20 protein-coding genes and 1 tRNA gene are annotated in these 20,453 nt (G+C 56.5%); 10 read left to right on the forward strand and 11 right to left on the reverse strand.

What is annotated here, in order from left to right:
• Positions 1–57: 57 nt before the first annotated feature.
• The 6 genes from AC2FLP_RS07860 to rpmH form a co-directional block, all read right to left on the reverse strand.
• Positions 58–1,503, reverse strand: coding sequence for a putative bifunctional diguanylate cyclase/phosphodiesterase (locus AC2FLP_RS07860; protein WP_496682701.1), 1,446 nt, complete (start codon positions 1,501–1,503; stop codon positions 58–60).
• Positions 1,504–1,651: 148 nt separating this feature from the next.
• Positions 1,652–2,545, reverse strand: coding sequence for a tRNA 2-thiocytidine(32) synthetase TtcA (gene ttcA / locus AC2FLP_RS07865; RefSeq protein WP_496682704.1), 894 nt, complete (start codon positions 2,543–2,545; stop codon positions 1,652–1,654).
• Between the two features lie 43 nt (positions 2,546–2,588).
• Entirely contained in the window at positions 2,589–4,205 is a 1,617-nt protein-coding gene (locus tag AC2FLP_RS07870) for an acyl-CoA dehydrogenase family protein (protein WP_496682706.1), read from the reverse strand.
• Between the two features lie 67 nt (positions 4,206–4,272).
• Complete coding sequence (gene yidD, locus AC2FLP_RS07875) at positions 4,273–4,518, reverse strand: membrane protein insertion efficiency factor YidD (RefSeq protein WP_496682708.1); 246 nt, start codon at positions 4,516–4,518, stop codon at positions 4,273–4,275.
• The gene (gene rnpA, locus AC2FLP_RS07880; RefSeq protein ID WP_496682711.1) at positions 4,515–4,940 is read right to left on the reverse strand and encodes a ribonuclease P protein component; all 426 of its coding nucleotides are present in this window, start codon (positions 4,938–4,940) and stop codon (positions 4,515–4,517) included. Before rnpA ends, yidD begins: the two co-directional genes overlap by 4 nt.
• 25 nt (positions 4,941–4,965) lie before the next feature.
• Complete coding sequence (rpmH, locus tag AC2FLP_RS07885) at positions 4,966–5,100, reverse strand: 50S ribosomal protein L34 (protein ID WP_005980833.1); 135 nt, start codon at positions 5,098–5,100, stop codon at positions 4,966–4,968.
• Positions 5,101–5,395: 295 nt separating this feature from the next.
• On the opposite strand from rpmH, the gene AC2FLP_RS07890 reads away from it, so the two are divergent.
• The 10 genes from AC2FLP_RS07890 to AC2FLP_RS07935 all read left to right on the forward strand — a co-directional run bounded on the left by AC2FLP_RS07890 (position 5,396) and on the right by AC2FLP_RS07935 (position 13,432).
• Complete coding sequence (locus tag AC2FLP_RS07890) at positions 5,396–6,127, forward strand: TVP38/TMEM64 family protein (protein ID WP_117872864.1); 732 nt, start codon at positions 5,396–5,398, stop codon at positions 6,125–6,127.
• Between the two features lie 3 nt (positions 6,128–6,130).
• Positions 6,131–7,549 (forward strand): dihydrolipoyl dehydrogenase family protein, encoded by a 1,419-nt coding sequence (locus AC2FLP_RS07895; RefSeq protein ID WP_496682713.1) that lies wholly within the window; start codon positions 6,131–6,133, stop codon positions 7,547–7,549.
• 18 nt (positions 7,550–7,567) lie between these two features.
• Positions 7,568–8,950 (forward strand): sensor histidine kinase, encoded by a 1,383-nt coding sequence (locus AC2FLP_RS07900; RefSeq protein WP_496682716.1) that lies wholly within the window; start codon positions 7,568–7,570, stop codon positions 8,948–8,950.
• 64 nt (positions 8,951–9,014) lie between these two features.
• A tRNA-Arg gene (locus AC2FLP_RS07905) sits at positions 9,015–9,091 on the forward strand.
• Between the two features lie 148 nt (positions 9,092–9,239).
• Complete coding sequence (locus tag AC2FLP_RS07910) at positions 9,240–10,418, forward strand: tyrosine-type recombinase/integrase (RefSeq protein WP_496682719.1); 1,179 nt, start codon at positions 9,240–9,242, stop codon at positions 10,416–10,418.
• Positions 10,411–11,319, forward strand: a complete 909-nt coding sequence (locus AC2FLP_RS07915) for a hypothetical protein (RefSeq protein WP_496682722.1) — start codon at positions 10,411–10,413, stop codon at positions 11,317–11,319. Before AC2FLP_RS07910 ends, AC2FLP_RS07915 begins: the two co-directional genes overlap by 8 nt.
• 191 nt (positions 11,320–11,510) lie before the next feature.
• A complete protein-coding gene (locus AC2FLP_RS07920) occupies positions 11,511–11,720 on the forward strand; it encodes a MerR family transcriptional regulator (protein ID WP_170392035.1) in 210 nt (69 codons plus the stop codon).
• 183 nt (positions 11,721–11,903) lie between these two features.
• Positions 11,904–12,245: a hypothetical protein gene (locus AC2FLP_RS07925; protein WP_496673141.1), complete on the forward strand. Its 342-nt coding sequence runs from the start codon at positions 11,904–11,906 to the stop codon at positions 12,243–12,245.
• On the forward strand, positions 12,238–12,765 hold the full coding sequence (locus AC2FLP_RS07930; RefSeq protein WP_496682725.1) for a helix-turn-helix domain-containing protein: 528 nt from the start codon (positions 12,238–12,240) through the stop codon (positions 12,763–12,765). Before AC2FLP_RS07925 ends, AC2FLP_RS07930 begins: the two co-directional genes overlap by 8 nt.
• A 31-nt stretch (positions 12,766–12,796) precedes the next feature.
• Complete coding sequence (locus AC2FLP_RS07935) at positions 12,797–13,432, forward strand: hypothetical protein (RefSeq protein WP_496673147.1); 636 nt, start codon at positions 12,797–12,799, stop codon at positions 13,430–13,432.
• Between the two features lie 642 nt (positions 13,433–14,074).
• Here the strand turns inward: AC2FLP_RS07935 and AC2FLP_RS07940 are convergent.
• The 5 genes from AC2FLP_RS07940 to AC2FLP_RS07960 form a co-directional block, all read right to left on the reverse strand.
• Positions 14,075–15,358: a carbohydrate porin gene (locus AC2FLP_RS07940; protein WP_496682728.1), complete on the reverse strand. Its 1,284-nt coding sequence runs from the start codon at positions 15,356–15,358 to the stop codon at positions 14,075–14,077.
• 25 nt (positions 15,359–15,383) lie between these two features.
• Positions 15,384–15,785 carry a hypothetical protein gene (locus AC2FLP_RS07945; RefSeq protein WP_496682731.1) on the reverse strand — a complete coding sequence of 134 codons (402 nt, stop codon included), beginning with the start codon at positions 15,783–15,785 and terminating at the stop codon, positions 15,384–15,386.
• 83 nt (positions 15,786–15,868) lie between these two features.
• Positions 15,869–17,521: an amidohydrolase gene (locus AC2FLP_RS07950; RefSeq protein WP_496682734.1), complete on the reverse strand. Its 1,653-nt coding sequence runs from the start codon at positions 17,519–17,521 to the stop codon at positions 15,869–15,871.
• Positions 17,522–17,625: 104 nt separating this feature from the next.
• A complete protein-coding gene (locus AC2FLP_RS07955; protein WP_496682737.1) occupies positions 17,626–19,017 on the reverse strand; it encodes a metal-dependent hydrolase family protein in 1,392 nt (463 codons plus the stop codon).
• 66 nt (positions 19,018–19,083) lie between these two features.
• Positions 19,084–20,445, reverse strand: coding sequence for a metal-dependent hydrolase family protein (locus AC2FLP_RS07960; protein WP_496682740.1), 1,362 nt, complete (start codon positions 20,443–20,445; stop codon positions 19,084–19,086).
• Between the last annotated feature and the right edge of the window lie 8 nt (positions 20,446–20,453).

Raw genomic sequence — 20,453 nt, forward strand, 5'->3', positions numbered from 1 at the left:
GCGGAATCGCTCGTCATTTCGTCACGGATCGGTCTTCTGTGGCGCAGTTTTTGTTCTTTAGCCCGTTTGCCGTCCGATTTTGGGCATTCCGTCTATCTTGTTGCGATGAGATGTGATCCAGTCCTTAGTTTTTTCAAAAGGCATGGGCTTGCCGATACCGAACCCCTGAACATGGTCACATCCCAATTGCGCCATCAAGGCATGTTCCCCTGGCGTCTCGACACCTTCTGCGAGTGTTTCCAAATCCAACCGTTCTGCCATGGTCAGAATTGCGCTGGCCAGCTGCTGCTGGCTTGGGTCCTGGTCGGCCTTTGTCACAAAAGAGCGGTCGATTTTTATCCGGGACACATTGAACCGCTTGATTGACGCGATCGAGGCATGCCCTGTGCCAAAATCATCCAGATCAATGCAACACCCCATCGCGGCCAGGCCCGTGACATTGCGGGTGATTACGTCATCCGGCCGTCTGGAAAACACGGTCTCCAACACCTCGACCGCCAATCTGTCCGGCGTCAGATCGAATTGATCCAGTTCCCATTTCAGGCGGTCGATCAATCCTGGGTCGCGCAACTCGTCCGACGAGAAGTTGATACCGATGCGCGGCACAATCAGACCGGCGCGATCCCAGTCGCGCATTGCGGAAAAGGCGTGATGCCGCATCGCCTGTCCCAGTTTACCCATCAACTCGGCCTGTTCAGCAAAGGGTAGAAAGACATTGGGACCCAACACGCCCTTTGTCGGATGTTCCCAGCGGGCCAGCGCCTCAAACCCGGACACGCGCCCGGTATCTGTCGAGATCTGAGGTTGAAACCATGGACGAATTTCACCACTTTCCAACGCAGCGTCAAATTCCCTGCGCAGATTGGTTCTGACCTGAGCTCTGCGACGTGTTTCGGACGAAAAAGCACGAATCGTCGAGGGCCCGTTTTGCTGTGCCTCCTGCAGCGCGTTGTTTGCAGCGTCGCACCAGTCTGTCGCAGAACCGTCGGGGGCATTGCTGCTGAGGCAGAAACCAATGGAGCAGGACATGTAAACTCCGGTGCCGTTCAACATGATCGGGTCTTCGACTGCGGATTGCATTCGTCCCGACATCTGAATGCAGGTTTCCAGATCAAGCTGTTGTGCAGGGTGCAGAACAACCAGCATCTTGTTTCCATCGACCCGGGTTGCGGAGTCATTGGCGCGGATCATAGACATGATACGAGAGCAGAATTGCTGCGCTACGTGGTTTGCTGCTGCCTGGCCATGTAGATCAAGCATTTGCACATAGTCGTCCAGGATAACAGCGAAACAGGCCGAAGTTTCACCCCTGCGGCGGCTATCCGAAAGTACCTCTGCCAGAACGGTTCCGAACCGGTCTTTCGGCAGCAGACGACTCTGTTGTCGTTTCCTGTTTGCCGGGTTGGGTGCAATTGCCCCAATGCCGGCAAGTATCAAAGGCAAACCCAGTGTCACTGCGATCAAAGCGCGTTCACCGCCGAGCCAGAATGCACCCAGGCTCATTGCCGGAACAGAAGCAAGAACGGCAGGGCCGTATGCCACGTTTCTCAAAGAATCAATAACACGGTCGACAGAAGGATGATTCCGCATCGGGTCCTGGCCTTGGGCATGGATTGTATGCCGAGCCTAGGAAACCAGTCTGAGTCAGTCGTTAACGCAGAAGCGGTATTTCTTCCAAATTTTCTGATTTTTCGTCAGAGTTTACGGAAAGATTAACAAAATCAAAGAGTTTCGCATCCAGAAGGTGCGACGGGCGCGCATTGGTTAACGCGCGGAACATAACCTGACGCCGACCTGGGCTGTTCTTTTCCCACTGATCGAGAATCTGTTTGACCTGCTGCCGTTGCAACCCGTCCTGACTGCCGCACAAATCGCAGGGGATGATCGGATACTGCATGGCCTTGGCAAATTTCGCGCAATCGGCTTCGGCGACGTGGGCAAGCGGGCGGAAGACAAAAAGATCGCCCTCTTCATTCACCAGTTTCGGCGGCATGGTGGCCAGACGGCCTCCGTGGAAGAGGTTCATGAAAAACGTCTCGAGAATATCGTCGCGGTGGTGCCCCAGCACAACGGTGGAACAGCCTTCTTCCCGGGCAATGCGATACAGGTTGCCGCGGCGCAGTCGCGAACACAGGGCGCAATAGGTTCGGCCCTGCGGAACCTTGTCCATCACAACAGAGTAAGTGTCCTGATACTCGATCCTGTGTGGCACACCCACGCGGTCCAGAAACTCTGGCAGGACCGTGGCCGGAAATCCGGGTTGCCCCTGATCCAGATTGCAAGCCAGAAGATCGACAGGCAGCAATCCGCGCCATTTGAGTTCGTAGAGGACGGCCAGCAGCGTATAACTGTCCTTGCCGCCCGAAAGGCAGATAAGCCAGCGTGGCGGTTTGCCGTCCTTGTCGTGGGCGGACGGGTCCACCATCCCGTATTGCTCGATCGCTTCGCGGGTTTGGCGCACGATGCGTTTGCGCAGTTTCTTGAACTCGGTGGTCGAGGGCGCGCCAGCAAAGAGCGGGTGGATATCATCTGCATCATCAAACATGCGCTGCCCCTACAGCAGATGGCGCAACCGGGCAAGTGGCGGGTCAGCCAAGCCGCGCCAGCAGGGCGTCGGTATCCAACCCGGCTACTGCTCCGGGAATGCGGCCGCTATCACCGGAAAGACGTGTGGCAATAAAGCCGTCAGCCACCGCCCCGGGCGCATGGCGCAGCAGTTGCGAGGCTGTCAGCAGCAGTGCCGTGCGTTCAGTGTACCAACGCGCTTCGGCCTCAGGCGGCAGACCGGGCCAGCGGTTGCGATGCGCGGTCAGTGCTGCGTCATAATTTCTGTCTGCGCCTGTCACCGTATCCAACTCGGCCTCCAAAACCTCGGCAGCCAGCGGCTCACGTACCAGAGTGCGCAGGATATCGAGGCAGATCACATTGCCTGACCCCTCCCAGATGCTGTTCAGGGGCGCTTCGCGGTAGATCAGGGGCAAGGGTGTGTCTTCGACATAACCCATGCCGCCCAGTACTTCCATCGCTTCGATGACGACGACCGGGCAGCGTTTATTGTTCAGGAACTTGGCCAATGCGACACCGATCCGGGCGAAGGCCTTGGCTTCGGGCGTTTGACCGTCAAATGCCTGCGCGACACGCATTCCCAAGGTCAATGCGCCTTCCCAGTCCAGAACAAGGTCGGACAGGACCGCTTGCATCAGCGGTTGATCGATCAATCGGCGCTGAAACGCGCTGCGATGGGTCACCCAATGATGCGCCTCGCTGAGCGCAGCACGCATCAGCCCGGCCGGCGCCATGGCTGTATCGAGCCGCGTGTGATGCACCATTTCCAGTATGGTGCGCACACCCGCTCCTTCTTCCCCCAACTGATAGGCCAGCGCGTCATGATACTCGATTTCCGAGGATGCGTTGGATTTGTTGCCCAGCTTGTCTTTCAGACGCATCAGGTGGATTGCATTGCGCTCGCCCTCGAGCCAGCGGGGCACCAGAAAGCAGGTCAACCCGCCGGGTGCCTGCGCCAGCGTCAGGAACCCATCCGACATTGGCGCAGAGCAGAACCACTTGTGCCCACGCAGGCGCCAGTGATCCCCGTCGCGGGCCGCAACGGTCGTATTGGCACGTATATCCGAGCCGCCCTGTTTCTCGGTCATGGCCATCCCCAGCGTCGCGCTGATCTTTTGACCGATCGGTTCCTCCGAAGGATCATAGTGCCGGGCCAAGAGTTTTGGCTGCCAGATTGAGGCAATGTGTTCATTGGCAGCGAGTGCAGGGATTGCTGCATAGGTCATGGTCATCGGGCAGCAATGCCCGGGTTCGACCTGTCCTGCCAAATAGACCATCGCCGCATGGGTCGCATGTCCGCCGGGCTGTCCATCCCAGGCCTGTGCGGCATAGCCCGCTGATTGGCTGATCTGCATCATCTGATGATAGGCCGGATGAAACCGCACCTCGTCCAGACGTCTGCCACCCGGGTCGAACAGGCGCAGCTCTGGTGGATGCCGGTTGGCGTCCCGTCCCAGTTCCTGCGTTTCTTCGGTTCCGAGCGTCTTACCATATGCCGCCAGATCCAAAGCGCGCGCGCCCGCTGTTCTTGCTGCGTCTTGCAGGACCGGATCGGACAGCCAAAGATCGGTGTCGCCGCGCACGGGCGGTTGGTTCAGGACATCGTGGGTCGGCAGGGTGTCGCGCGCTGGGGATTTCATCGGGACCTCGGGTTGGACTGGTCCAACTGTTCAGGCGCTGCGTATACCGGTCAAGTCTGACGGGGGGTCAGGACGAAGGGTCGTTATGCTTGTGGTCAGGTACCGGATCATACCCGTCGCCGCCCCAGGGGTGGCAGCGGCAAATCCGGTGAGCGGCCAGATAGGAGCCTTTGACTGCCCCGTGTTTCTCCAGCGCCTTAAGCGCGTAGGCTGAACACGTGGGTTGGTAGCGACAGTTGAAACCGACCCATGGGCTGAAGATCAACCGATACGCCCGAACAGGCAGGGCGACGATATGGGACAGGAAGGTCATTTTTCTGCCGCATGCACCTTGCGGAGCGCATAGCGCAGGTCGTCCAACAATGCGTCATAGGGGCGGTTGGCGGTGACTTCGGCACGGCCGATCAACACGTAATCCCACCCGTCGCGGCCGGCCTCGGGCAGGACGGCCCGTGCGGCTTCGCGCAGACGGCGCTTGGCACGGTTGCGGGCCACGGCATTACCCACTTTCTTTGAGCAGGTGAACCCTACGCGCATCCCGTTGCCCTCGCCGGGGGCACGCTTGCGGGCCTGCATCATCATCGAAGACGTACCTTGTCGACGAGCACGCGCGGCTTTCAGAAAGTCGGACCGTTTCTTGAGAACGGTCAGAGGTTCAGGCACACAAACGGACGCCGCCGGGGGCGTATTCCCGGGGTGGTTCCTACCAACCTCAGGGGCCTCCGGCGGCGTCATGTTCATAACCTGATCGGTGAGCGGTTTACGCGCTCAGCGATTTGCGGCCGCGTGCGCGACGTGCGTTCAGGATCTTGCGGCCGGCCTTTGTGGCCATGCGCGCGCGGAAACCGTGGCGGCGTTTGCGAACCAGGTTCGAAGGCTGATAGGTGCGTTTCATCGCTCCGTCTCCAATCTATGCGGTCGGGTGCGGCGCGGATTCGCCTGCCCGTGGTGTTCGAAGCCCGTCCTCTACTGCCAAGCGGGGGGTAAGTCAAACCCCAACGGCCAGGTTTTCGCAGCTTTTGCAACAATTCTGTAACCGGCAACGGCAAAAGGTTTCAAAATACCCGTTAATCACCGAAATCCCTCACATTCGATGCCACACAGATCAAGGCCCCGTGATCCCCCTGTTGCTGGCCCTCCAAGCAGCGCATCTTGGGCACAAGATGAAGAACAAAGAACCGGAAAACCTGATGTCCGACACAAGCCATGCACCGCGCAACGGTTTCGCGCGCCACATTCCGCTGCTTGTAATCCTTAGCGTTGCCGTTGTCGGCTTTTTCACACTTGGGGATTACCTGACCTTCGAGACCTTGCGGGACAATCGCGAGGCGCTTCTGGCGTGGCGGGACGGTCACTATTGGATCATGGCTGCCGCTTTTGTTGCCATTTATATCGCCATAGTGGCCTTTTCCCTGCCGGGTGCTGCGGTGGCTTCAATGACGGGCGGCTTTCTTTTCGGTCTTTTTGCGGGAACCGTTTTCAATGTTGTGTCTGCCACCATCGGCGCGTCGGCGATCTTTCTGGCGGCGCGCTGGGGCTTGGGCGAAGCCCTGACGTCGCGGCTGGAATCTTCAGAGGGGACAGTCAAGAGGCTGAAAGACGGTCTGCGGGAAAACGAAATCTCGGTCTTGTTTCTGCTGCGTCTGGTGCCGGTCGTGCCGTTCTTTGTTGCCAATCTGGTGCCGGCTTTGGTCGGTGTAAAGTTCCGTAATTTCCTTTTGACAACCGCGCTGGGCATCATCCCCGGAGGTATCGTGTACACGTGGATCGGAGTCGGTTTGGGTGGTGTGTTCGACCGCGGGGAAATGCCTGATGTTTCATTGCTGTGGGAGCCGTTCGTGATCGGGCCGATTATCGGGTTGTGTGTATTGGCCGCCTTGCCCATCGTTTTCAAAGCACTGCGCGCGAAAAGGGGCACCTGAGTCATGAAAGACCTAAAAACCGATCTCCTGGTCATTGGCGCCGGGTCCGGAGGATTGTCCGTCGCCGCTGGTGCAAGCCAGATGGGTGCGGACGTTATTCTGCTGGAAGGGCACAAGATGGGCGGTGATTGCCTGAATTTCGGCTGTGTCCCGTCGAAGGCCCTGATTGCAAGCGGCAAGGTGGCCTATGGTCAGGCGCATTCCATTCGTTTTGGCGTCGCTGATACAATCCCGCAGGTCGACTATGCCGCCGTAAAGGACCATGTCCATGATGTGATCGCTCAGATCGAACCGATGGACAGCCAGCAGCGGTTCGAAGGCTTTGGCGTGAAGGTCATTCGCGAATACGGCGCGTTCATATCCCCAGAAAAGGTGCAGGCCGGAGATCATGTCATCTCTGCGCGTCGCATCGTCATTGCGACCGGTTCGTCGCCGCTGGTGCCGCCGATTCCGGGGTTGGACACGGTGCCCTATTATACGAACGAAACCATCTTTGACTTGAGAGAGCGGCCAGATCATCTGCTGATCATCGGGGGCGGCCCGATCGGGATGGAGATGGCGCAGGCCCATATACGCCTCGGCAGCAAGGTGACGGTTGTCGAAGGGCTCACAGCCTTGGGCAAAGACGATCCCGAGGCTGCGTCCGTGGTGCTGGATACCCTGCGCAGTGAAGGAGTGGATATCCACGAAAACGCCTTGGTCGCACAGGTCCGCGGAACAGAAGGTGCTGTGGAAGTCGTTACCGAAAACGGTGATATTCATCGTGGCTCACACCTTTTGATCGCTGCCGGACGCAAAGCCAATATTGAGCGTCTGAACTTGGACGTGGCCGGAATTGATCGCACGAGAACCGGCCTCAGGACGGATGACGCGCTGCGCACGACCAATCGCCGCGTCTATGCGATCGGAGATGTGGCGGGTGGCCTGCAATTCACCCATGTTGCCGGGTATCACGCAGGTGTCATCATTCGTTCGGCCCTGTTCGGTCTGTCGTCCAGGGCGAAAACGGCACATGTCCCTTGGGCCACCTATACGGACCCGGAGTTGGCCCAGGTCGGACTGACCGAAGCTCAGGCGCGCAAAGCGCATGGTGAAAAGCTCGAAATTGCTCGCTTTGACTATCACCACAATGACCGGGCGATTGCTGAGCGCAAAACCGAAGGTTTCATCAAAGTCGTGGTGGTGAAAGGCCGGCCCGTCGGCGCCACAATCGTCGGGCATCAGGCAGGCGAGTTGATCAACTTGTGGTCGTTGGCTTTGGCCAATAACCTGAAGATGGGACAGATCGCTGCTATGGTTTCACCTTATCCGACGATCGGAGAGCTTAACAAACGTGTGGCGGGTGCTTATTTCTCGCCAAGGCTGTTTGAGAATCAGACAGTTAAACGAGTGGTCAGGTTCGTCCAGCGCTGGATTCCCTGACCTGAGGAGGGGCGCAAATTGAACTCGCTGTCGGGCCGATTTCTGATCCTGACGACGGTCTTCGTCATGTTGGCCGAAGTCCTGATCTTTGTCCCGTCGATCGCCCGGTTTCGCGAGGATTTTCTGCTGAACAGGCTCGAACGCGCGCAGATCGCCTCGCTGGCTTTGCTGGCGGACGATATGCTGGCGGAAGATCTTGAGGCGGAACTGCTGGCAAACGCAGGCGTCTATAATGTCGTATTGCGACGGGATGAGGTTCGGCAACTGATGTTGTCGTCGCCTATTCCGGGCGCAATCGCCGAAACGTTCGATTTGCGGGATGCAAGCCCCTGGGTTCTGATCCGGGATGCGATCAGCCGCTTCTTTGAGCCCGAAAACGAAGTCATCCGGGTCATCGGAGAGCCCGTCAAGGGTGCAGGCCTTCTGATCGAAGTCACCACGGACAGCATGCCCTTGCGAACGGCGATGGTTGACTACGGGTTGCGTATTCTCGGCCTGTCTTTTGTCATTTCCATCATCACGGCGTTTTTTCTGTTTCTCGCTGTGCGCGTTGTACTTGTGCGCCCCATCAAAAGCGTTGTCGGCTACATGCAGCGCTATGCCAGTGCGCCAGAGGACGCGCGTGGCATAATCACACCGAATTCGAAGGTAACGGAGCTGCGCGAGGCCGAGGAAGCACTGAAGATGCTGCAAACTGACCTGACCCAGGCGCTTAAACAGCGAGAAAGGCTGGCGCAGCTGGGGGGGGCCGTAGCCAAAGTCAGCCATGACCTGCGCAATATCTTGACGTCGGCGCAGTTGTTTACGGACCGGATCGAGGCCAGCGATGATCCGCTGGTGCGGCGGATGGCACCAAAACTGGTGAATTCCATCACCCGGGCTGTGTCCCTTTGTGAAAGCACATTGGCGTTTGGCCGCGCGGAAGAGCCCGCGCCCACTCTGACAATGGTACCGATACGCGCAATCGCGGCGGATGTCGCGGCCAGCGAACAGCTCGCCGTTGCCGATGTCTGCATCGAGATCGTGAACGAAGTGCCCGAAGCGCTTGTCGCCCGCGCGGACCCCGAACAATTGTACCGAGTCATCATGAACCTCGTGCGCAATGCAAGACAGGCCCTGGTTGCTTCCGGAAAACTTGGTCGGGTTACCATTGCCGGGTGTGAATACGACGACACGTGGTGCATCGAAATCCGCGACACGGGGCCGGGCCTTCCCCCCAAAGCACGCGAAAACCTGTTCACGCCTTTCCAGGGGGGGGTCCGAAAGGGCGGCTCTGGCCTGGGGCTGGCAATCTCTCAGGAGTTGGTGCGCGGGCACGGGGGTGATCTGGTCTTGAAAGAGACGGGCCCCGAGGGAACTGTCTTTGAAATCAGCCTTCCGCGTGGGGACATGACTTTTTGATTTTTTTTTGAAGAATCGGCTTGCACGTCTCGGGCGGCAGGTCTAAACAGCGCCTCACCAACGCGGACCGATAGCTCAGCTGGATAGAGTACTTGACTACGAATCAAGGGGTCGGGGGTTCGAATCCTCCTCGGTCCGCCACTTGGTGATTTTCTAAAATTTTGGTTAGACACACTACGTTGTTTAAACCTCTGTCTTTTATGACTGTAGCCGCGTTCGTGGGTTTAGTTGGATTTTATCCGATCATACTCGTATACTTTTATTGAGTGGTATATTTTGTGGTATTTTCATGGCCGCGCTCAGCGGGAAGCTGACAAAGAAGCTGGTAGAGAATCTCGGTCCGGGTCGGCATGGCGACGGTTCTGGCTTGTACCTTGTTGTTGATCCATCAGGTGCACGGCGCTGGATTGTGCGCGTAACGGTCAAAGGGCAGAAGAACCGCAAGGGTGCACCGCTGAGGACGGATTTTGGTTTGGGTGGCGCAGATGTTGTCACTTTGAGCCAGGCTCGAGAAAGAGCGCTCGAATATCGTCGGATGGCGAAAGCCGGGTTGAACCCGCGTTTCAATGCCAAGCGCGAAATCCCAACCTTTGAAGAACTCAGCCGCCAGGTTCACATTGACCGCCTACCGACGTGGAAGAATGCAAAGCATGGGCATCAGTGGCTCAACACCTTGCGCGACTATGCGTTCCCAAAGATCGGGCGCATGCCAGTCGACAGCATTGATCAGCCCGAAGTGTTGATGTGCCTGTCCCCCATCTGGACCGAGAAACACGAAACCGCAAAGCGATTGTCGCAGCGGATCAAGACCGTACTCGACGTGGCGAAGTCCAAGGGCTTCCGCTCAGGCGAGAACCCGGTGACCGCGATCCGCGAAGGCAAGGTGCTGCCCACCGTCAAGGCCAAGGTCCAGCACCATGACGCAATGCCATGGCAAGAGGTACCCGCGTTCTATGCCGATTTGCAGAAGCGCTCGGCCATGGCAGCCAAGGCGCTGCAATTCACCATTCTGACTGCCTGCCGAACCTCCGAAGTGCTGGAGATGAAATGGCCCGAGGTCGACGTCGATGCGCGTCTGTGGACCATACCGGCAGAGCGCATGAAGGGCGGGCAGGTCCATCGTGTCCCCCTCACCAACGAAATGCTGGCCATTCTGGAGCCGCTGCGGGCGCTGGCCTCTGACTATGTGTTCGAGGGTCAAAAGCGGCATCAGCCCTTGTCGAACATGTCCATGCTGATGCTGCTGCGCCGGATGCGGCAGGATGGCGTCACTGTTCATGGCTTCCGCAGTTCGTTTCGGGATTGGGCGGCGGAGGCCGCAAACGCGCCGCGTGAACTGGCAGAGGCAGCTTTGGCCCATCAAGTTGGGTCTGATGTGGAGCGGGCGTATGCACGGTCAGATTTGTTGGAGCGTCGGCGCTCTCTTCTTGCCGAATGGAATTCATTTGTTGGAGGAATTGATGGTTAGCAACAACGAAGATCCACTGTTCTACTGGAAACTGTGTGACGAATTGTCAGTAGTTGACGCTGCCATACTAATAATTGGTGAAAACCCATCTCAGCATGTCGAGCTATGGGATCAAGAGGACAACGTTAGAATCTATGATGAGCATGGCGTGCCAAAGACCAAACAGCGCCAAGACTACGATGATTTGAAGCCTGTACTAAAGGCGCTGAGAGCCGCGATTTTAGGAAACCGTCTTCGCGCGAAAATTAGCTACCCGGCCCGTGGAGTTAAAAACTACTCGCCAGATTTAAGCATAATGGGAGAGCCGGTCTATCATACTGTCAAACTAGAACTGGACCCATATCAAGAAGAGCGAGTTGAATTCGATCATTTGGTAAGTTGTCAATCGGGCGAAGGCCGCCTGCATATAGGTGGGCCAATTCAGGTGGCCAGGGGCGCCGATGAGTTGTGGGTTTTCAAAGAGCCGAATTGGGAGCAGACAACTGTCGAGGTAGACGACCTAAAACGCTGGCTCAATGGTCGAGGCATTCGACCGCGTTTTTTCTTTCCAAACTCTTCTACAGGGGGCTTGGACGACAAAACCGGACCCAGATACTCACCTAAACTGGCCTGTGCTGTGGCAGCTTGGCAGGCTGTTTTGAAACAACAGAAAAATAAAAGCGTCAAAGAAAGCCTTGCGATGTGGGTGCAAGCAAACGGTGTGCAATTCGGACTTGGCGATGAAACCGGTTTGGTTCCGAAAAAGGCGGTGGACGAAATCTCAATTGTAGCGAATTGGAATACCAAGGGAGGGGCCACGCCAACCTATATAGAGGATGAAACCGAATTCCCCGAAGCCGTGGATAATTTTGATAGTGCAATCCAAGGCAACGAAGACGACGGTTCCGAGATTCCGTTCTGAGTGATACGGTTCTGGCAGTGGTGGTCAGGTTTAAAATATTGTAATTTCGTAAAAATTTACAATTTGAAAAAGCTTTCACAGCCAACTGCGGTATTAACTCGTTACAAGTTTTTCAAAGTTCGGCAGCTATTAGTGGGCCTGCCGCAAGGGCAAGTTAATGCCATCGCAACTGATCCAAGAGGATTTCAACGATGGCAAACGTCTTCAATGACGACCGGGTCTATTTCCCAGAAGACCCTGAAATGCAATTGCTGGGAAATCGCGAGAAGTTGGCTCAATGGCGTCACCGCATGTGTGGTCCGGCCTTTCTTCGCATCGGTCGGCGGATCGCCTATCACGGCGCTGATCTGAACGCCTGGCTGGCGGCTCGGCGCACCGATCCCAACAACGAGGCTGCATAATGAAAAACCCCAACTCCAAGCGCGGAGATGGGGCTTTTCCAGTGACATCAACTGCCACCCTAGCAAGTCCAGTTGATGCCACAGGATGCCCCGCGCCGACAAGACAAAACGAGCGTCGGTACTACTGGTCGCCTCAAAGCAACTCGGTCGAACGGGTGATATTACGGAACGGACGGATCGAGCATGGCTGATGGGTCCTTTTCCAAATCGCGCAATCAAAGCTATGAAAGCGGGCTGGAAGACGGCCCCCTTTCCCAGACCGATCATCGAGAAACCGCTGAGAACTACCAGGGCGAACTCTTTCGCCATGGTATCTACCGCGTCTCTGTCTGCAGGGACGGTATCCAATGGCTGTTTCAGCGTCAGAGACCGCAATTTCCGGCCGGGGGAGCGGCATGGGACACACTCGGATACTGTGTGTCCAAATCTGGCCTAACTCAGCTCGTCCGGGCGCATATCGGCCGCGACATGCCCGAACTGGATAAGTTGCCCGAACACTTCCAGCGGGGGTATCGCAATGAGTAGACGCCGGCCTCCCAATGGCAAAAGGTCGGATGAGGGTCAATACGTTCCTCTGCCGTACGCCATGATCAAGTCCCCGGCGTGGCGTGCTCTGTCCGGACCTGCAGTGAAGCTCTGGCTGGAGCTTCACACCCGCTTCAATGGCGGCAACAACGGCAAGCTGTTTCTGTCAATGAACGAGGCGGCAGAAATCTTGGGATTGGGCAAGGCCACCGTTCAGCGCGCTTTCGAGGATCTGAAAGACAAAGGCTTTCTTGTGCTGGAGCAGGAAGGCAACTGGTATCACCGTCGCGCCCACGAATGGCGGTTAACGACTAAGACCACACAAACCCGGTCCGGCAAAAAAGCCGCCACTAACAACTGGCGGCTCTGGCAGCCCGAAAAAACAAAACGCGGTTCTGAGACGGACCCGTCAGCATCCTCTGTGGTTCCGTTTGAGAACCCAAAGACCCCCCATGGTTTCAAACCAGAACCCGTCAGGCCGATTTCTCGACGGTCCATCGGTTCTGAAACGGAACACTAATACTAACCACTCCCTGTTACGCGAGGCGGACATGAGCAAGACACAGAAAGACAAAGGCAACGATCTGCAGACAAAGAATTCCGAGCTTACCGAAGCGGAGACCAATGCGATTGCGGATTTGAAGGAACGGAAGAAATCAAGCGTTCGGGCCCCGGACATCAAGTTGGACTTCGATGAAGAGGCGCGGAGACTTACAGTTGGCCACAAAGGAAAAGATCCAAAGGCGGCTTGTGCTTTAGCGATGCATGAGCTCGGCACAATCGATTATCGGTTCTTCGAAGGCGTGATGGATCAAGTCGCAATTCTCGGACAACAGGACAGCTCAGTTTCTGAGAACGCGTCGAACTTCGTGATGTCCGTTGTTGCCGGGGTAGGGCCGCAAGACGAGATCGAAGCCATGCTGGCAATACAAATGGGCGCGATCCATCAGGCAACGATGATGATGGCGCGCAGGCTCAATCACGTAAAATCTCTTCCACAGCAAGATTCAGCGGAACGAGCGCTCAACAAACTTTCGCGCACTTTCACCAATCAGGTTGAAACCCTGAAACGGTATCGATCCAAGGCAGATCAAACCGTCCGCGTCGAGCGCGTCGAGGTCAATGATGGTGGGCAGGCAATCGTTGGCAATGTTCAAAACGGGGGGCGGTCGGATGACAAAAAGTGACGACAACCTCATGGACCCCACCAAACGGCTCAATGATGCGCCCAGATGTATCGCCGCAGCGAAATCCACTGGCAAGCGGTGCCGCGCACCCGCCGTTCGAGGCTGGAGTGTCTGCCGCATGCATGGGGCTAGAGGTGGGCATGCATCAGGACCTGACCATCCGTCCTGGAGACATGGACAAAGGTCCAGAGAAGCTGAGGAACTGCGCAAGACCATCAATGAATTGATCCGCACTGACAGGGAACTGCAGAAGCTGATCCATTGATTGGGCAGGGGCTGGTAACCGACACAAAGTAGTCATTCGACAGAACTAGTCGGATGTCTGCTCCGAGCCCAAACTTGCCGTTGGAGGATAGGTTGCGAACGTCTGCTTTGCCCTCTCTCTCACTGAGCTCGAGCTACGATTGTGGTTTTGAGCGCCGGGTTTCGAAAGGGAGCTATGCTACATTCGGCTTGCAACGCGAACTTGTCTGGCACAACTGTGACAAGCTTCTCGAAAACGAGAGTTTTCAACTGTGTCAGAGAAGCCATCCAATCATCATTAGCCTGTAATTCTACATTGACTTGACGCGCGGGTTAATCAACGGAGGCCGGCTCTCAGAATACTAAGTGCTAGGTTGAGGTTTCGGATTTTTTTCTGTCTTACAAATTGAATCTCAACCTCAGCCCGAACACCAAAGGATCATCGTCGGAGAAGCCGGGATTTTTCAGATACTGGACATCTGCCGTAAGCGCGAGGTTGTCGGAAATATCCAATCGGTAAAACGCTTCGACGGTGGTTTGCGTGTCAAGGCTTTGATCGGCCGGGTCGGCGACCGTCACGCCAAATCCGAACAAGTCGTCATAAAACCCGGGTCGCCACATGACCCCTGCGTTGACCGCACGTCTAGCAATCGGGGCATCACCGTCGGACCAGCCGAGGCGGCCGAACAGCATAATGCTCTCGTCAAGGGTCACATTGCCTGACAACATTGCGCCATGACTGCTAGGCACGCCAGCGTCTTCTCTGTCGTCCACATGGAAGACACCGAGGTGAACATTGGTGAGGTATCGTTGGTCTCTTGCAGGCGTCCAGCCGATCTCACCGTAGGTGAAAAACTCCGAACCGCCGGGAAACCAGTCTACATCCGTCAATGATCCATTGGCATCGCTGACCACGCCAAGCGCGTAGATCTGATCTGTAAAGTACCCACCGCCAGCAACGCCAAAGCCAGGATCGGGAATGGGAAGGACTGGACTGAACAGAATTGAAAAATTCGAAAAGGTCGTGCGCGGGTTCACGTAGCCAAGGATATCGGAATAATCGCCGGGGTCGATGCGACCGGCCACGAAGCCGCCGTTGATGCCGGACAGGGCCTGCGACCAATAAGCGACCGAAAGTGTAGAATCCGTGTCGCTGAATGTCGTTGCCGTGACACCGAGATACCCGATTTCGCCCGCGAGACTGCCCGGGGCGATATCCGTTCCCAGACGATGACGGTTTTCGAGGATGAAGACAAAGCTGCCCGCATTTTCGTTGCCACGATTCAGGAGTTCCCAGTTGCCAATGATCCGCGCCTGCCCGGAAGCGGACTCGTCGGTGCCACTCAGGCTGTCTGAAGATTTCTGGTAGAACGCTTGGTAGTCGAAGGACAAATTCAACCCGGTGCGTTTGGCAAAAGCCTCGCGCGCCTGCTCGAAGGGATCAAAAAACCGATCCAGCCCCGGCAATCTGGAATCCTCAAGACGCCGGAGCCTGTCCTGCTCCAATTGCGCCTGAGCTGACGCTGGCCCCCCGAGCGATGCGGTGGCCGCCGCTTCCAGTTGCCGTACCGTGCTGTTCTCTTGGGCTGACGCGCCCGAAGCGATGACCGCCACCCCAGCGCAGATGCTCATGGTTTGTTTCAACCGTGCCAATGCGACTATCAAATAGGGTCTTTGTCTCATGGCGCTCTTCCAGCTTCGCGTTCCACTACTTCAAATCATCCTGTGCCTTGATCTCGGGCACACGGGACAGCGCTTCGGCCATGTCCGCACTGCTCATCAATTCGATCATCTGGTAATCGTTCAGCAGACCGTCCCCGAGGCGGCTGACGTAGAAAGCCACGATGAAGGTGGGATCGTCCGGAAGTGAGACCGTGATGTAATTCTTCCCGTTTCCGAGGCCCCAGTAGTAGCTCAGGAGCTCGCCGCCGAGCGCTTCGATCCCATCTTTTACGCTGGCCGCGCGATCTCCCGGATTCTCGATCTGCATTTCCCAAGCGGTACTGTTGGACGTGCCAATGAACAAGAAGGTGCGCATGTTTTCCCCATTGTCTTGTGCCGAAGCCGTCGAGGCTAGCGCGAGGAACGCCGTCCAGATCAGATATTTCATTTTTGTTTACTCCCCGTGTTGAGTTTATCTTCTCGGGATAAGGATCGATGTGAGCCAACGATGCCGGTTGGAACCCAAGAACCTCAATGAACCCTCTTCCCGTCCATCCAGGTCTGCTCCACTTCGATCTCTGCGATTTGGTCGGCGGCTATGTCACGGGGATTTTGGGCCAGGATCACGAAATCGGCTAGTTTGCCGACCTCAAGACTGCCGATCTCTTCTTCTGACAGGAGTTGAAAGGCCGGGACGCTGGTAATCGCCCGTAGAGCCATATCCACCGATGCTCTTTCGTGTTCGCCCAGCACCGTATCCGGGTCCGTAAACAAGGATCTTGTTACTGCGGCTTCTACCATTTCCAACGGAGAAAGAACCGAGACGGAATAATCCGTGTGCAGAGAATAGGGCACACCGGCCTTCTCAAAGCTGCCGGTGCGATCCAGTTTCACCGCTTTTTCAGGTCCAAACACAGTGTCTCGGAACGCCGCGCCCCAGTAAAGGACATGCGCAATCAGGAAAGAGCAGGACATGTCCAGTTCTTTGAGCTTGGCGATCTGGTCATCTTCGGTGATCGAGCAATGTTCAATTCGAGGGCGCACAACATCGACACCTGCATCGCGTGCTTTCTGGACCGCAGAAATAATATTGTCGATGGCGGCATTTCCGTTGCCGTGCATGGCCATTTGTCCGCCACGTTTCGTGCCTTCGATAACCGCAGTGTCGATGTCTTTTTGGCTCATATAGGCCAGACCAAGGTTGTCCGAATTCAGGTAAGGTTCGCGCTGCAAACCCGTAAAGGCTTGGTTGGATCCGTCCGCGCTGATCTTCCAGCCAATTATACGGGACTTTTCATCGCCCTGACCGGGGGCCACACCAGCCTGATCCCACAATACGTAGGCGCCCCATTGAAGGTAGTGACGGGTCCGCAAGGGAAAATCGTCTCGCGCAGCTAGCTCCTCGAATACGCCCCAATCTTTCGGTGTCGCTACACCGGCAACCCCGAGAGTTGTGAGCCCCTGCGCATTCCAGTCTTTCGCCAGAGCAACTGAACCATCGATCCGATCATAGGTGTTATAGGGTTCAATAACGCCGAGTGCGCCAAATAACAGTGCGGCTCCAGACAAGTTTCCGTCGGGGCGACCGTCGTCGAAACGCCCAAACTGGGCACCCTCAGGATCCGGTGCGTCATCGGCAACCCCCATCAAGTCCAGCATCACGGAGTTAACTGTCATCTTATGGCCACCGGCTTGCCAGATGACCATCGGCGTGTCTGGCGCGATTGCGTCCAGATGATCGCGTGTAACTAGGCCATCGGCAAAGGATTGCGTCGCCAGATCGAGGTTGACAAACAACGCCCAATCTAAAGGACCTTGGCCTTCTGTGGCTTCTTTCATGTACACTAGCGCCTCTTCGACTGTGGAAAAACGGTCGATGCCCACGTTGTCAAAAACAGAAGACGCGCCGCCGCCCACTGGATGCGAATGCGCGTCAATGAAGCCGGGCATGATCGTGTTTCCCGCCAGATCAATAACCGACGCATTTTCCCCAGCTTCGGCCATCACATCCGCTTCAGCCCCGACCGCTAGAATACGGCTGCCCCGGATCGCCATCGCCTCCGCCACCGAGAATTCGTCATCAATCGTCAGGACGTTGGCATTGGTGAAAACTGTCGTGTTTTGGGCTTGCGCAAGTCCAGCGGTGACGCTGAGCACTGCGGCGAGTATCGGAGATTTACGCATTTGATTCTTCCTTCAGCGGGGGATTGCTGTTTGGCTTGTCTGCCTGCGCCAGAAAAGGTTCGATCCGGCGCAGGCATGGGCAGATTGCAAAATGCCTGAGCTTTTCAGTCCAGCGTATTCTTGTAGAACTTGCCGTCCTTCATGATTACGCGGATGGTATCAAAACCTTCTTGGCGGGGTTCTGCGTCAAACCATTTCGGTTGGGCTCCCAATACGGACAAGTCTTCAAGCGGGTTGCCATCGACGATCAGGATATCGGCATAGGCGCCTTCTTCAATCACGCCCAGTTTCTCGGGGTAAGGATTGCGTTGTCCCGTCAATTGCGCCAGCTCGCCCCCCGCCGATGTGGCCGAAACCAGCATGGCATGATTTCCGAACCAGTCCGCAAACTGGTACTTTTCGAAATCGCGGTGAGCACGGCCCTGATCAAGCGTTGAAAGTACTGTATCAACATTGTGCACAATCTTGGGTTTGTACTTCTTGACCAGTTCAATGAGATCTTTGCTTTGGTCCTGAGCAACCGCGAGTTTGATACCTGCGGGCGTGCCGGGCGCAAAGTTGGGGTGCTCAAACAGGATCGGTGAGAACCCCGCCGTATTAAGCGACCAGATAATACCTTCATCTGCCATGCGCTTTACGGTTTCTTCGGTGACCATCTGGCCGTGGTCAATGACCTTCACTCCGGCATCGAGAGCCAGTTTAACAGTCTCGTCTGTATAGGCGTGTACGAACACATATGTGTCATAAAATGCGGCCGCGTCCACTGCGGCTTTGATCTCTTCCACGCTGTATCCAACGGACCAGAGGGGGTCCAATTCAGAGGAAACACCACCGCCAACCGTAAGCTTGATCTGCGTGGCGCCGAAGCTGAGGTTTCTGCGCGCGGCTGCTCTGATTTCGTCTACGCCGTCCGCGACGACCGCGAGATTAAGTTCCTCGACCTGTGTGACAGGGCCACCTTCGGCGCGGGCACGCGGGCTGCGCCAGTCCGTGTGACCGGATTGCGGACCGATGCAGGCACCGCTTGGGTAAACCCGCGGTCCGACGACGATGTCCTGATCGATTAGTTTCTTCATCGCATCGCCTTGACCACAGGCATCGCGAACAGTCGTGTAACCATCCATGAGGTAGTCACGCGCGTTCGCAGCCGCCATTGCGCCAATACCATCCCAATTGGCATATTCCGCGCCACCAAAGCTTGTGAACAGACCGGTCAGGTTCAGGTGAACGTGGCTGTCGATCAGCCCGGGCATCAGCGTGCGACCGCCGCCATCAATCACGGTGGCGTCCGGCGCGTCGATGGCATCGGTCGAAACTTCCTTAATCAGGTTTCCCTCGACCAAAACACTGGCATTTTCGATCCGCGCTTCGTTCACACCGTCAAAAACATGGACGTTGGTGAACAGTGTTTGAGGCAAAGCGTCCTGCGCAAACGAAACGCTCGCCGCGAATACGAACGCGCTTGCCGTCACTGCAATCTGTTTAAGCTGTTTCATCGAGTGGCCTTTCTTTCAGTGTTTTGGGTGCGCGGGATGCCGAGGTAACTTCACCCCGCGCGACACTCAGTCGAGTGTGTTCTTGTAGATCACGCCGTCTTTCATGATCAGATCGAAGTTGTTCTCGTAGTCGGTCATGATCAGGGCATCCTCGACCGGGTTTCCTTCGACGAGCAAAATGTCCGCATAGGCCCCTTCTGCAATCACGCCGAGTGGACCCGCGGGATAGGGGTTGAGTTGACCTGACAGGGCAAGCAATTCACCGGCCTTAGACGTAGCCTGCAAAAGAACTTCGTAAGAAGACCACTCTTCGAGTCGATACTTGAATTCATCGTTCTGTTTGGTGAGGGCCGCAGGGTCCCCAATAATATCGGTGGAAAAGACGACCTTTTCGATGCCAAATTCCTTCAGCAACTTCATCTGGTTTCTGGCTCCGGCCTGAACTGCAAGAAATTTGGGAGCAGCGAGTGGGCCAAGCACCTTCGTGACAACCTCCTCATCCAGCCCCAGAAGAGAATAGTAGGGCACGACCCAGACATCCGCGTCCTTGATCGCCTGCGCGCCCACTTCAGTCATCAATTGCGCATGGTCGATGCTCAGGACACCCGCTTCAATGGATCGCAGAATGCTCTCGTCATTGTAGACGTGGACAAGGACGTAGGTATCCCAGTCCGCCGCAGCCTGCACTGCCGCCTCTAGTTCTTCGGGCAAGTACTGAACGGTGTGCAGCGGATCCACGCTAGAGGACACACCACCGCCCGCCATGACCTTTATTTGCGATGCGCCCAGACGCAGTGCCTCCCGCGTCGCGCGCAGAACTTCCGGAACACCGTCAGCAAGAAACTCAAGGTGCTGGTTGAAGAACGAGGGCGAGGACCCTTCGAAATTGGGGTGCGGTTCCGTGTAGTGCCTGTGCTCGCCATGCCCGGAGGTCTGCGAGATCACGGGGCCGGACGGATAGATCCGCGGACCCACGGCTTTTCCGCGGTCGATGGCCTTCTGAAGCCCCATCGCTGGCCCACCCGCATCGCGGACAGAAGTAAAGCCGCGCAACAGCATCTTTTCTGCTTCGACCGTCGATGTGGCCCCCCAGTACATCCAGTCGAAATTGTCCCTCAGATCCGCAATCGGTTCGGTGATGGCCATGTGTACGTGCGCATCAATCAACCCCGGCATCAGCGTGCGCCCGCCGCCATCGATGATCTGGGCATTCGCCACAGCCAGAGGCTCGGTCGAGACATCGGCGATCAGGTTGTCGACCACCAGCACATTGGCATTCTCGATCCGCTCTTCGTTCACCCCGTCAAAGACATGGACGTTGGTGAAGAGGATCGGAAAGCTTTCCTCCTGTGCAGCGGCATGGGTTGAAGACAAAAGACCTGCGACAAGGGTCGTTGTCGTCAGAACTTGGGCCAGTTTCGTGATCATGGAGGTAT

Source organism: Ruegeria sp. CDSA141, assembly GCF_059612005.1.